The organism is Paenibacillus sp. LBL, from assembly GCF_029893715.1.
In the GTDB taxonomy this organism is placed as follows: domain Bacteria; phylum Bacillota; class Bacilli; order Paenibacillales; family Paenibacillaceae; genus Paenibacillus_AQ; species Paenibacillus_AQ glucanolyticus.
Genome location: NZ_JARXYU010000002.1, coordinates 331,303 through 345,502, shown reverse-complemented (window position 1 = coordinate 345,502; position 14,200 = coordinate 331,303). Strand labels below are relative to the sequence as shown.

Annotated in this window: 10 protein-coding genes and 2 pseudogenes; 2 read left to right on the top strand and 10 right to left on the bottom strand. The window is 43.0% G+C overall.

The window, feature by feature from the left end:
* Positions 1–217: 217 nt before the first annotated feature.
* On the bottom strand, positions 218–820 hold the full coding sequence (locus tag M2277_RS06650; RefSeq protein WP_280754424.1) for a TetR/AcrR family transcriptional regulator: 603 nt from the start codon (positions 818–820) through the stop codon (positions 218–220).
* Between the two features lie 150 nt (positions 821–970).
* Here M2277_RS06650 and M2277_RS06645 point away from each other — a divergent pair, with 150 nt between their 5' ends.
* The gene (locus tag M2277_RS06645) at positions 971–2,371 is read left to right on the top strand and encodes a cytochrome P450 (protein ID WP_280754423.1); all 1,401 of its coding nucleotides are present in this window, start codon (positions 971–973) and stop codon (positions 2,369–2,371) included.
* 163 nt (positions 2,372–2,534) lie between these two features.
* Complete coding sequence (locus M2277_RS06640; protein ID WP_280754422.1) at positions 2,535–4,859, top strand: Ig-like domain-containing protein; 2,325 nt, start codon at positions 2,535–2,537, stop codon at positions 4,857–4,859.
* A 506-nt stretch (positions 4,860–5,365) separates the two neighbouring features.
* On the opposite strand, the gene M2277_RS06635 is transcribed toward M2277_RS06640, so the two are convergent.
* From M2277_RS06635 to M2277_RS31625, 9 genes and pseudogenes are all read right to left on the bottom strand, one after another.
* Positions 5,366–6,397 (bottom strand): aminoglycoside phosphotransferase family protein, encoded by a 1,032-nt coding sequence (locus M2277_RS06635; RefSeq protein WP_280754421.1) that lies wholly within the window; start codon positions 6,395–6,397, stop codon positions 5,366–5,368.
* 24 nt (positions 6,398–6,421) lie between these two features.
* The gene (locus M2277_RS06630) at positions 6,422–6,568 is read right to left on the bottom strand and encodes a hypothetical protein (protein WP_006210885.1); all 147 of its coding nucleotides are present in this window, start codon (positions 6,566–6,568) and stop codon (positions 6,422–6,424) included.
* 493 nt (positions 6,569–7,061) lie between these two features.
* On the bottom strand, positions 7,062–7,670 hold the full coding sequence (locus tag M2277_RS06625) for a YdcF family protein (RefSeq protein ID WP_006210886.1): 609 nt from the start codon (positions 7,668–7,670) through the stop codon (positions 7,062–7,064).
* Between the two features lie 41 nt (positions 7,671–7,711).
* Positions 7,712–7,921 (bottom strand): annotated as a pseudogene (locus tag M2277_RS06620) (GNAT family N-acetyltransferase); the annotation flags it as partial.
* A 1,628-nt stretch (positions 7,922–9,549) separates the two neighbouring features.
* Positions 9,550–9,864, bottom strand: a complete 315-nt coding sequence (locus tag M2277_RS06615; protein WP_280754420.1) for a hypothetical protein — start codon at positions 9,862–9,864, stop codon at positions 9,550–9,552.
* A 520-nt stretch (positions 9,865–10,384) separates the two neighbouring features.
* Positions 10,385–11,195 (bottom strand): annotated as a pseudogene (locus M2277_RS31725) (polymorphic toxin-type HINT domain-containing protein); the annotation flags it as partial.
* Positions 11,196–11,615: 420 nt separating this feature from the next.
* Positions 11,616–11,891, bottom strand: coding sequence for a hypothetical protein (locus M2277_RS06605; RefSeq protein WP_280754419.1), 276 nt, complete (start codon positions 11,889–11,891; stop codon positions 11,616–11,618).
* Between the two features lie 574 nt (positions 11,892–12,465).
* A complete protein-coding gene (locus M2277_RS06600) occupies positions 12,466–12,792 on the bottom strand; it encodes a hypothetical protein (protein ID WP_280754418.1) in 327 nt (108 codons plus the stop codon).
* 70 nt (positions 12,793–12,862) lie between these two features.
* Entirely contained in the window at positions 12,863–14,119 is a 1,257-nt protein-coding gene (locus tag M2277_RS31625) for a polymorphic toxin-type HINT domain-containing protein (RefSeq protein WP_348537770.1), read from the bottom strand.
* Positions 14,120–14,200 lie beyond the last annotated feature (81 nt).

The window sequence follows — 14,200 nt, the reverse complement described above, 5'->3', positions numbered from 1 at the left end:
CCCGGCAGGGTCATACCGTCTCAGGTATAGCGCTGCACTCGGTCTCGAGGCGGAGATGCGGGCATAACTTGTTGCGATCGATGATTGATGCGAACATCCCGAATCGCAATGCGTGCTGTCTTGGAATTACATATTGCTTTTGATGCTGTACACAAACCAAAACAACCTTTGGTCTTCACCAAAGGTTGTCTGCCTAATCCCTATGTCAACAATCTCACTAAGTTCTCTCTCCCCCAGAATGCTCCCCTCTCCCAATCAACCCATAGTAGAATAGTCGATCAATATCCCGAAGCATAGCTGGGCTTGCTTGTGCAATGAATCCCGGACGCGCTAGCGCATCCTTAAACACTTGAATATAGAACAAAGCCGCTTCTATCGAAATATGGGGATCAATATCTCCTTCCTGCTTGCCTTGCTCAATCAATTTCACAAAAAAGGGAATCGTCCTTTCCTTGTAAAAAGCCTCGATATGCTCCCGAACAGACGGTTCATTGCTGATTTGAATAAGATCCACATTGATTTGATCCACGCTGTTCATTCTTGACCCCAACAACAATTTTAATTTTTCTTGAAAAGGGATAGGCTCTTCCAGGAGCTTCTCATACTCGTGCATGATTTTACTCATATAATCGATAAACGTCATACGTATAAGCTCTTCCTTACTGCCAAAATAATTATAAATGGAGACGGGAGACACGCGAGCGTGTTTGGAAATTTCTGTAACACTTGTCTTATCCACTCCATATTTGCTTATCAAATCAAAGGCTGTCTTCATAATTTGTTCTTTTTTCTTCTCCGTGCGTAGTTGATAGCCGTTCATCTTCTCACCTCTCGTATAAAACTATACTGAATGTTTTGTAATAATGCAATTCATATAGTTCAAAAATACCTTGCTTAATTCTCTTCGTGAATTTATTATGAATTATATGAAACATTTCATTACAAATTATATAAAAAAGGAAGTGTGATCATGAACCGAATCCCTGGACCCCATTCCGCCTTCGGCTGGAGGATCAATATGTTTCACTTTTTTCGCAGCCCTTTCGCATTTCAACAAAAATTGTTAGAAGGGTATGGTAAACTTTCGGCCCTGGGGCAAAGCGTCAAACCTTCAGCTGTATTTGCGTTTGGTCCTGAGCTGAACCGTCAAATTCTATCCAACCCGAACTTCTTTGAGATGAGCACGGCTCTTGTTAAAATACCCAAAGACACGGTTATGGGGGATTTGTTCTACCATAATCTGCTGTTGATGAGCGGTGAAAAGCACAAAGAGCATCGTCGCCTGATACAGCCCGCCTTTCTGCACAGTCAAATTGAAAGATACGGCCAGGACATGACGTTAATAACGGAACAGTTGGCAGACGAATGGAGAGGTCGTACCCTGATTGACGTTAACACTGAAATGAAAAAGTTAACGCAGCGCATCGCCCTTAAAACGTTATTCGGTGTTCAAAATAGTGAAATGATGGATACGATGGGGATGCTGATTAACCGGTTTACGAAGTCTTTTCTGCTTGCCACGCTTGCTCCACTCAATATTCCTTTCACTCCATATCGTCGCTCACTACGTAATGCACAGCAGCTTAATACTCAAATACGGTCCATGATTCATGAGAAACGACAGGAGTCTGATGCAACGGATGTACTAGCAGCACTTATTAGAGGATATGATGAGGAGGGCTCAGCATTATCGGATGAAGAATTAGTCGGACATGCATTCTCAATCTATACAGCGGGTCATGAAACCACTGCAAATGCTTTGACTTGGGCATTTTTTCTACTGGTACAGCACCCGAATATATATGCAAACTTAATGGAAGAATTAAACGCCGTGATGGGTGGAAGCCATCTGACACAGGAGAAACTAAGTCGACTCTCCCTGCTGGACTATGTTGTCAAAGAGAGTTTACGTTTGCTTCCTCCAGCTAGCATCGGTACCCGCATTACAAATGCCCCTTGTGAGCTGGATGGTTACGCCCTTCCGGAGGGCACCAATGTATTTTTCAGCCAATTCATTACACATCGTCTCCCTGAGCTTTACGAGGACCCAAATTATTTCAAACCCCACCGGTGGCAGACCATTAAACCATCTGCGTTTGAATTCTTACCATTTAGTGCAGGACCTCATATGTGTATAGGTTGGCACTTCGCCATGCAAGAACTTAAGATCGTCCTCGCTGTTCTTCTTCAACGATTTAATTTTTCATTAGTACGTAATGCAAAAATCACTCCGAATCTGATGATGCGGCCCGTTCACGGCATGCCCATGCATATAAGTCTGGATCATGGCACATTTGAACGAGTTGACGTACGTGGTACCATTCATCGGGTTATCGAATATGGAGTCGTACCTGCTTGCCTTAAAAAATAATAACTTAACACGAATCCAACATCGGTTCTAATCGTTTATTTTTGTAATATTAAAAAGTAAACGCTTCAAAATAACACAGATTTGTATTTTTATGTTAGTAACGTCATTTCGGCTGCCGTTGAGTCAATTAGATTTACATCATACTGACAAGGATGTGAATAAAATGATGCTTTCACATTTACGCAGGTGCGGGCTCTTGTTTCTGGCGGCAGTTCTGATGGCGACAATTGGTGTTCCAATCCCCCATGCTCAGGCCGCTGCATTGATTACGTTGGATTCTCATCAGGACGGGCAAACGCTGCAGCCGGGTGTGACTGAGTTATTCGGAACCTACTCCGGTGTATATGATCTCCAGCTCATCGTTAACGGTGAATGGGTAACGGACGTTCGGATGGATGATCCCAATGGGGATGACAGCGGGTCCTGGTCTTACTCACTCGATACAAGTCAGCTGGATGGCTCGGTCGAGATTGTCCTTAAAGCAAACGACGCGGTAACACGATATGGCATCTGGTCTCCTTGGATCCACCTTAACATCGATAATCCTGCGGCTCATATTCCGGACGTGCAGATTACCAGCCCTGCTGAGTTTACGCAGCAGAACGACACCATTGAGGTTGGCATATCAGCCGAGGGTAAAAACCCGATAGCCCTGGTTGAGCTCCGCATCGACGGCGGTGCATGGATGCAAATTCCTTCCGCACATAATGGATACACATACGAATTTGACACGTGTCCATCCCCGCAGCAGGTTCACAGCCTGGAAGCCCGCGCCACCGATACGTATGGCAATACAGGCTATAGCTTAACGGTTTATGCAAGTTCCGGTAATCCATTACCCATTAACGAAGGTGATAATTCTGCTGCTGTTACCGATGCCGTGTATCCTGAAACGGTAACAAGCACCACCTATGGTCCTGAGCCGCTGCCGGATCAGGACCGTGCAATCTGGATCTGGGAGAATGCCTCCTATCCCCTGGTGCTGAATCCGAATTCGCGAAGCGTGCTCTCTTCTATGGCCAAGGATACAGCGACGTTTAATCAACGGCCGATTACGACCCTTTATTTAGCTGTAGGTAAATATAACGGAGCTGCCATGCTGGAGGATTACCGAGGCGAGGTTCAACAATTCGTAGAATGGGCACACGGCGAAGGTTTCTATGTTCAAGCATTAATCGCCGGCGGCACCACTCCACCTTATTTCGGAGCGTATAGTCGTTATCACCCTCATGCCGTCAAGGAATTCGAGCAAATCTTGAATTACAACCTGGCTTCCTCCGAATTGGCCCGCTTTGATGGCGTAAACGTGGATACGGAGCCGTATATCCTGCCCGATTTCAAAACGGCAAAACCTTCCGTCCAAATCCAGTACCTGGATATGCTGAAACTGCTGATGGAACGCAAGCAGGCATCTGGACTCACCTTGTCCGTCGGCGCGGCCATTCCAAGATGGTACGACACCTCCGCCGATGCCAGCAATATCGCATGGAACGGAGGAACCAAATGGCTCTCTGAGCATGTTCAGGACACGGTGGACTACATCTCGATTATGGATTACCGCGATCAGGCGGAGGGCAGTGCGGGCATTATTGCGCAAGCGCTGAATGAGCTGGCCTATGCCAATGCGATTGGCAAACCGAAATCGGTTGTGATCGGGGTTGAGACAAAAGATATCGCGGATGGCGGAGATCCTGAGACCATCAGCTTCCATGAAGAAGGACGCATCTACATGGAACAGGAGTTAAACAAGGCGTACAACGCTTTTCAGAACGACCCGGCGTTTGGAGGAATCGCCCTCCATCATTACTCGTCCATCGTTGATTTTCCAAGCCAGTGGGGGCCGGGCGGCTACACATGGCAGCCTCCTTCGGATCAAGAACCGCCGAGTACGGTCAGCGGGGCAGAAGCAGTTACTTTTGATTTTCAACGGATTAACATATCCTACGATATGGCAGCGGATAACTCTGCCGTGAATGAGTATCGTGTCTACAGGGGAACCGATGCCGCTTTTAACATTGGGCCGGATACTTACGCAGGGACTTCGAAAGGGCTCAATTACACAGATACGGGGCTCCTGCCGGATACGACCTATTATTATAAAATCACGGCCGTGGATATTAGCGGCAATGAAGGAGCCCCCAGCGCAGCGACCACCGCAACGACGGCTCCCTCCGCGATGAAACCCATGGTCATCGACCACATGACCATCGTCTATTCCTCCGGTACGGCCAAAGTAACCGTGAAGATGGTGGATATGGAAACAAGACTGCCGGTAACCGCCAAAATCAGCGGACGCTTCACTCATATGGCCGGCAAGTACGTGAATGCCGCGGCGAATGCGGCTGGCGTGTTCCAATCCCAATCCGAATCGGTCCCCGTATCCCGAGGCCAGATCGGCTTCCTGCCGCGGCGAATCATGGCCGACTCCTATTATTGGGCCAGCGCCTACGATCAGCTTCCATACCCGACGGTGATATGGGGGCCTTGATGCAAAAAACCGCCCGGGCATAAGCTCGGGCGGTTTGGCATATTCACTTCTGTATCGTGGATGAGAACATCGTGACATCATAGGGGCATAGTTGATGTTACGCAGCAGCACATCCACTTTTTCGTCCGATTCATCCTTTGTGTAATCCATCACTACGCATGCGGATCATGCTTCCGATCCCTGTTGCCCCCAGATTTCTTATTATCCTATGATATGGTTGAAAACCGGGGACAAAGGGGACCGCTTTCGCTTCTCCAGCATGATTCCGCCTTCTTCGTTGGAGTAGGAAACCAAACAGAAACCTCTCTATGGTAATGGAGGTTGTAATCACCGCCATTACAGAGAGGTTTCTTTATCAAATCTACTTAACTTGTACAAATATCTTCACATGAAACATTGGATTTTTATCCGCATATAGATAATTTCTGACAAGGCTGTTCACTAATATTCCCTTTTTAAAATCAATCTTTGTATTTTTCAGGAAATATTCTATGTTGATAAGGTTTTTAATCAAATTTTATCGATATATTCCTCATTTCATAAATTTTTTGCAAGGTATCAAGGTGTATTGATTTATCCTCGGGCGACTCCGCGGAAGTATACCATTCCACAAGCCTGTATCCGAACATAGTAAGGATTAGTTCATGGACACAATGATCGGTGATATGGGACACATCCACATATTCCGAAAAGCCCCTGTAATAAGCCGGAATGCATTTTTGGTAGTATTCAACCATATGACAGACGTCCGCTTCGTCCGCTATTAAACTCGCGATGTCCTCACCCATGTACCCCCATCCAGCGGTATCCCAGTCGATGAGTGCGATTTTCCTGTCCGAGTAGAATATGTTTGCCACCCAAAAATCTCTATGGCAAAACACAATTGGCAGCTTTTCAATGCGACTGAATATTTCGTCCGCATGGTTATCTATGTCTATGAGCATTTTACATAGGTGCTTCGGAATTTCGCAGTCGTCGGAGCGTATATAATCATACAAAAATTTCCACGACTGATACCGCAGATAGGAGCTTTTTACGAAGTCAACCTCGCTTACATTGATCAGATTCAGTGATACATCCGATTGCTTAGCATATAGCTTGCCTTGAAACCGCCCCAATTCCTCGGCTGCACGTTCATACATTTCGGGGGTTAGATTTAAGCCTGACACCCCCTCAATATGTTCCATCCATAACTGTATCTCATCACCGTTCATTTCCCCGTAATAACATTCTGGCCAGCGGAGAGAATCCGTGAAAAACTTTGCGAAATCCGATATATAGAGGTCGTATTCCCTGCGCCATGAATCAGGGTCACCGTGGCGCTCCCATTTTTTCTGTGTTTTCCACACCACCTTATACGGCAGACTCTCACCGTCGGAGGTTTCAGCCATCCCCGTAACAAGCCTAACAACCCCTAATGTCCCGCCTTGCAACTCTTTGAGTTGATAATCTGCGCGTACTACCGTCTTGTCGAGCATTTTACTCAAAACAAGTACCAGTATTTGGGGATTTACGAATTTTTCATCATGGTTGTTCATTTAATTGTAGCCTCCCTTTTACCCTTATGTCGCATGGCAATCGCCTTTTGCCACGCGAGGCAGCAATTTGACAATGCGCGAAACTCGCTGAAGTTCCGTAACCCTTCCGGGTATTACACCTATCGGCAGCGGTTCCGCTTCGATATAGGCGTATGGTTTCAAATCAGTCATTGAACCGATCCCCTCCTACAAAATCAGAGTTGTTTTCGGGCATAAAAATACCACGAACACGCAGCCTCCTAAGAAGCTGCTGTTTCGCGGCGAAAAGCCAAAAGTCGGCTTATAATCAAAAAGGGATACGACCGTCATCGTATCCCGCTTAACAGCAGTATTCACGAAAGGTTACTGATTACGGCATAGCAACAAAACACGGTGGTGTTCCCGATGGTTCTCATTCCAAGCTATAATCAAGATTGGAACTTACTATGCCTGATATTCGGTTAAGGGAAAACCACCATTACCATATTAGCAGTCATTTAAAACATCTCCTTTCATAAGAAACAAGAATTGAAATGCCCTTACACATCCATAGTTTGGCATAATCACTTACGGGTACTCAATGTAAAATATAAATATAAACAAACTTTATTTGGTAAGCTGCTCTCCAACAAGTTCGAACCTTCATCGAAGAACCGCATACACACAGCGAAAATCCTGACATTTTTCAAATATCAATTTCCGCATCCATAAAATATCGGCCCTTTACGCCACTGATCACTTTATGGAGTTCACCCATCGCTCGTTTCACTTCAACAGGCTCGGTCCACCAATTATCTCTTCTCCCTTTGGCACGATGGTCCGGGCTCCAGACAAACTCATACCAAGGCGGCATGAAGGTCTTGAGCAGGAGCTGGCATCGGCGCATATGACTGGGCGCGCTGACAAACAACAACCGCTGGATTTGCTGTAATCCAAGGGCCCGGTCGAGTACGATCAGGGAAGCTATCACATTCTCTTTGGTATGGTTAGACATCGTTTCAATGAAGATGGACTCCGGTGGAACCCCCATCTTCACGGCTTCATCTCGCATCATGGTCGCCTCTGGTTGATCCCATTCACCGAATCGATCTCCGCCAGCAAATAAAATATAGGGTGCGCGACCATCGTTGTACAGTTCAACCGCTTTCCACACTCGATCCAGATTTTTGCCTCCAAATACAAAGATGATATCTGCCAACTGTGTGCCGTCATCAACTTCGGATTCCACTCCAAACACCACTTTGGTAATCTGTTCTCTCGATAATGCCTCTGGTTTCATTTGTGAGATCAGCATACGAGCACCTCCCATTTGTTATGTTGATGGCAAACCATGCCTGTTGCATTTCCCTTTCCCCAGTACTCTTCACCAATCCAATAAGCAATTTCACCATTATCATAGCGCTGATAATTAGTTAATGCGATTGCACCATATACCGTCCCTGTGTGCCTGTCACAAACAGCAAATTCATATGACTTATCCGCATCAAAATTATGTATATGATGTTCTATCCATGACAAAGCACAATCAAGTGTATAAGGGTATGGGGACTGACCACGTAATGTGAGACAAATTAAAACACCTTCAAGTGAAAGAAACCATGTCGTAAGATGTGGAAGACAACTTGGAGGTGTTTTTGCGTTGGCAACACGAGTTAGCTACCCCGTAGAAGTGAAAATGAAGGTAATTAAAATGAGATTAGCAGGTATCCCAAACAAGGAGGTCATGGACAGGCTAGGGATCAGGAATGTCGCTCAACTTAAAGTTTGGATGTCGTGGTATCTCAATGGGGAAGTAAAGGCAGAGAATCGGTATCTGAAACAACAGCTGGAGTTACCAAAAAAGTACAAGGAGTTGGAAAGGAGGTGTCGCTAGAGGCCGTAGTAGCCTGGCTGGAATCTGTTCGAGGAGAGGTGTCAGTGAAAACTAGCATGTGATCTATTAGGGATTGCTCGTTCATCATATTATCGCTGGAAAGCAGCCCTTATCACAAAACGAGAAGATCTACTTACCGAGGAGATTCGTCAAACTTTGCACCCGGCATAAAATTCCATTATGGCTGCCGAAAGATTACTGCGCTGCTTCGGAACTTTCAAGGCATTTTACGCATCTTGAACCGTGACCAACTTATCTCCTTTGATGAACGCTCGCAACTGTTCTTTCGTCCAGAGTTCCATGTGTGTTCTCCCCCACCTTTCTATTACTCTTCATTTTAATAGATTTGAGAGTTTACACACTTTATTTTACAGACTCCATTCGGATGAACTGTGGCGCTTAGCTTGACAATCCGTCATGAATTAAATTAAAACCTGAAAGGCAATTAGCCAATCAAGGTTTCAAAGGTGTCCCTACCAATTTCCTCTCTCAAAATCTGGATCATCTATTTCTTTGATATATACTGATATCCATAAAACTGTTTGTTCAACAGGATCTGTTTCAAGGTAAACTCCTGTAGAATACAATACACTTCTTCAAAATCATCATATACAAAACTTGGTTCTAATTTTAAAACATCATCAATGTGCATACCCACCCGAATTTTATTAAATAAAGTACCATTATAGTTATAGCAGTTATTTTAAATAACTTCCCTTTTAATAAATTAAACCATAAATCTAATGAGTATCTATTTCATATCTTATTAAATATTTTCCTAATAATTTCGGTTGTTTACTAAATTGTTCTATCAATGAATAAAACTCTTTAATGTGGCTATATAGCTTTATACCGCAATTCCTTCCCAAGGGACGATAGGTGCCTGTAAATCAATCAAATATATTACCTCCCAGTAAAAATAATAGTCCCATCCGTTTTATAAGTTTTTTGTTCCATTGACAATTTTAATTATACCTCGGTCACTTGTTCTAATTTTTATATAAGGATCATCCCCGTGTCTACCTCCACCAAGTGATACCTGTAATTGTGTTATATTTCTCCCGTTTCCAGGATTATTAATTAAATTAATTATGCACCAGAGCGTGATTTAGTAGAGGCTTTTACAGTAACATATTCAAGCTCTTCGTACGTAAGACCGAAATGACGAAATCTTCATATGGGTATTACATAGGTTATATGTGTTATTGGTTGAACGATGGGTTCATTCGGCACTAGGTGGCTAAAAAAAAGAAAACCTTGATTAGCACTATGCCAACCAAGGTTTTCCTTTATAACATAATTAAATAATAATAACTTCACCTGTATTGAATTTAATATGAACTGCTTCCGGTCCTAAATAATCTTCATTCGCTAGAGATATACAAATGTAAATTTTATCTTTCAGCTCCAATACCAGAGCTTCCTTTTCAGTTAGTTCAATAGTTTTTATCACCTTACCCACGAGCATTTCATAGTCATTTGAGGTCATGTTGTTATACTTTACATAAAAAGAATTGTAAATGTTTAGTGTGAATTTTGTTGAAACTATTTGAAAGTAATCATGCACCTGTTCGACATTTGTAATTACAGCCTGTTCAATTTTTATTGTATTCATTTTTTATCAATCCTTAGTGGGTTAGTGGTATATGAGATTTGGAATTAGGAATCGTTCTACCAGTGATAGGGTCTACACCTTGCTGAGCTTTATTCTCGTATTTAATGTACCCCCCTAGATATCCAGGAGAATTCCCTCTAGGTGGAGTCGGGTCCATTATTCTAACCGAGTCTACCTGTTTGTTGGCACCACCCTGTCCTCCATTATATGACTGCCCTGTTACATTTCCTTTTGGATTAACAACAGGATTTGGTCCTGTAGCACTTTTCGGAATAGGTATTGCATCACCTTTTGGAGTTACCACAAAATTTGGTGAGTTCCCAACTTTTCCCGTCACCTTATTCTTCTGAATCTGAGCTATAGCCTTTTCAAGCTGCTGCTTTATAGGGTTCGGCATGACCACAGGAGGCTGTTTTGGACTTGTTACACTGCTCGGTAGCTTATAACCTCCTCCGCCTCTCATAGCAGTATTAAGACTGTAGCCAGATAAGCTTCCACCGCCTGCTCTACTGCCACCACAATTGTGTGTCCAAATTTTTAAATTTGAAACAAAGTAGGTATGGTAGTCACCCACACTGAAATTATATACCCTAATCTTTTCCTCTTTAATTTCAATACGTTCTAACACATATTCAGTGCCTTCATCAGTGACGAAAACATCACCTTCATGCAAGTCTTTCGACTCTACCCACCCTTTTCCTACTACCCAGAATGGATGCTCTGCTGTCGTTACTATCGTGACACTACCTACATAAAGATGGTAAGTCTCTTTGGTTATCCGATTGAAAGTTTCTTCCACCGGTTTATAAGCTAAATTTCCAGTCTCATCGCTTTTTGCTAACACGTAGTCCCCGACTTCGATCTCTTCAATAGCTTTCAATCCATCTGAAGTTTCAATCATCGTACCCGCAGCAAAACAGAGAAGTGCGCATGATTTAACTAAAGCTGACGCGTTTCCACTCGGATCCGCGTAAATTAGTGGATTATTCTCCACATACGTATACAGATTCTGACTTAACGGATCCTCTAATTTTACCTTCATACGTATCTTCATTCATAAAGCGTCCAACACTTGGATCATACCATCTAGCTCTTAGATATTGCAGCTTGCTCGTTTCGTCCCAATATTCTCCTGAATATCTGAAAGGATTATATACCCTTTCTTCCTGTGAGATAATATTCCCCCACAGATCATACGAATATCGATTAAGAACTTGGCCTGACTCGTCTTGGAGTTCCGTGATATCCCCGTGACCATTGGATAACACATAAGCTCTTGAGCCATCAGCATAATCAATGGCTTCAAGCGTATTTCCTCTGATGTAGGGTGCATCGTCTCATTTTTTATTCGTGTGGGTGTGCCAAAGATTACTTTCTGGACAGCCTCTTTCTCCGCCCGAACAGCTTAGTCAGCAATAATGCTACAAGTTTAATAGTCATTGAACTTGGGTGGACACTGGATGACGCTCTCAAGTGGTATTTTTTCGTCAGGTTTGAACACAAGTTCCACTCTCGTTCTCTCTCCCACTTCTACCACTCCCTTACTTAGCCGTTCGGTCTTTTTATCATAATTTCATCAGAAGGCATGACCTTTGCTTTCTTCTTACCTGCCGAAATAGCGAGTTCTTTCATAAACATTCATGTTCCGCCCCGTGTTGGAAGCAAGAAACACGTTTCTTATTGGGTACGGAAAATCATATGCCAACTCGCAACGGTTGAAATAAACCTCTTGAGAATGCCCGTATAATGCATTAAGCAACGCGCGAAAACTTCATCAAATAATCAGCATGAGTTTCGATTTGAAGCGTGTACTTCATTGATTTCCTCTGCCACCAAGGTTGATGCCGCAAGTACAGATAAGCCTCATTCACCCTCAAATTCCAGTGGTAAACATACCCCTTATGACGAATGACCGTCTTTATATCAAACCAAGCCCGAAAGGACAGTGCGAGTTGATTGTAGAAATTCACTGTCACTCCATGATATTCAATAGCAACTTTGTCTATGGAAAGCTGTACGTTTTTCATGAGTTCCCCCACGAGCTAAATTTTTGACGGGATTTGCCGCTTGTATTATAGAAAGGTGGAAGTGGGCGGCTAGCCTTATCACATGACCTACTCTTTATGTAAACTGGTCGTCACCAGGTTTCCTTCTTCGGAGGAACAATCGCTACAGAGTTCAGTTCTGTTGCGGACAAAATCAAATTAATCGACTTAGCCGCCCTTACTATCAATGGTCGTATCAACCATACAAAAAGATGCATTGCCTAGTCATCCTCCCTATCGGGGCGGCGTATCCTACATTTGCATAGCATTATCGAAATCCTGGGAGAAAACAAAAATAACAAAAAATAGGTCAATCATGGTGGTATCTAACCATAGTCAACCTGTTTGATGTAAGGGAAAGGCGTTATTTAGGTTATAAAATTTAAGCATTTACTGTGCGCACAAACAAAATGATAAAATCATTATACGGGTATTACTTGGGTTATATGTGTTATTGGTTGAATGATGAGTTCGATCGGCACAGGGTAGCCCCACCAAAAAAAAGAAACCTTGAAAGGCATGAAGCCAACCAAGGTTGTATAGTACATCAAATTTATTAAGATTCTTGAATTATTATCTTTTCTTCTTTAATCAAATCAAGTAGTGCATCATTCTCATCGTTGTAAAAGTCATCCCAAAAATATTCTCTAGCCCATGAAATTGGAACTAACACAAAATTATCGTCATTTCTCTTATACGGAATCCAACGTGAAGCCATTTTGTTAGAAACAACCTCAAATAATTTTGATGGATATGGAAGGATAACACCATCATCCCCTCTTAATCTATAAATTACAAAATCACCAATTGTATTACTAAAACTAGAAACTTCGCTATTATAGAACTCGATTGACAATACGGGGTATTCCTTCCCAATAGTCAAATTAGAAAAATATCCTTGCTGAACAGGTTTCTGTACACTCCTACAAAGTACCCTCACCTTTATCACCTGTCTACTTGTTAAATTTTGATTTCATTTCAAAAGTTGAAACTTCTCCCGTTTTAAGGTTTTTATAGAAATGAACTTGAAAATTCCCACTAGGACTTTGAATTGTCTGAGTTGTCATCTTAGCCCAATCATTTATGGAACTACCGTTCTTCGTTAGTTCCTTAACTACCGCAGGGTTTTTCAATTCACTTCCTGGAATTATTGGACTCGAGTTTTTAATTATCTCCGGTTTAAGTGTACCACTTTTTGTAAAAGCAGAACTAGCCGATTCGTTTAGAAGTTGATTATTTAGTTTCGGCGCAGTAGCAATATTATCTGCACCAGTTTTTCCCGTCCCCTTACCCATATTCTTTTGAATCTGAGCTATAGCCTTTTCAAGCTGCTGCTTTATAGGATTGGGCATGACCACAGGAGGCTGTTTTGGACTTGTTACACTACTCGGTAACTTATAACCTCCTCCGCCTCTAATAGCAGCATTAGCACTGTAACCAGATAAGCTTCCACCGCTTCCTCTAACACAATTATGTGTCCAAATTCTTAAATCCGAAACAAAGTAGGTATGGTAGTCACCCACACTGAAATTATATACCGGAATCTCTTCCTTTCTAATTTCAATGCGATCTAAAACATATTCAGTACCTTCATCAGTAACGAAAACATCACCTTCATACAAGTCTCTTGACTCTACCCACCCTTTTCCTACTACCCAGAATGGATGCTCAGCTGTCGTTACTATCGTGACCCCACCTACATAAAGATGGTAAGTTTCTTCAGTCATCCGATTGAAGGTTTCTTCCACTGGTTTATAAGCTAAATCTCCAGTCTCATCGCTCTTCGCTAATACATAGTCTCCGACTTTGATCTCTTCAATAGCTTTCAAACCATCTATGGTTTCAATCATCGTACCGGCAGCAAAACAAAGAAACGCGCATGTTTTGGCTGTAGCCGGGCTGTTTCCACTTGGATCCACATAAATCAGTGGATTATTCTCCACATAGGTATACAGATTCTGACTTAACGGATTCTCTAACTTCCCTTCATACGTATCCTCATTCATAAAGCGTCCAACACTTGGATCATACCATCTAGCTCTTAGATATTGTAGCTTGCTCGCTTCGTCCCAATATTCACCTGAATATTTGAAAGGATTATGCACCCTTTCCTCCTGTGAGATAATATTCCCCCACAGATCATACGAATATCGATTTAGAACTTGGCCTGACTCGTCTTGGAGTTCCGTGATATCCCGACGGATGGTCACATAAACATCCGCACGTTGACTCGCAAACCAATTTTTATTTTGTTTGAGACTCCTCTGTACCTGCAACGCTTCTTCGATGGA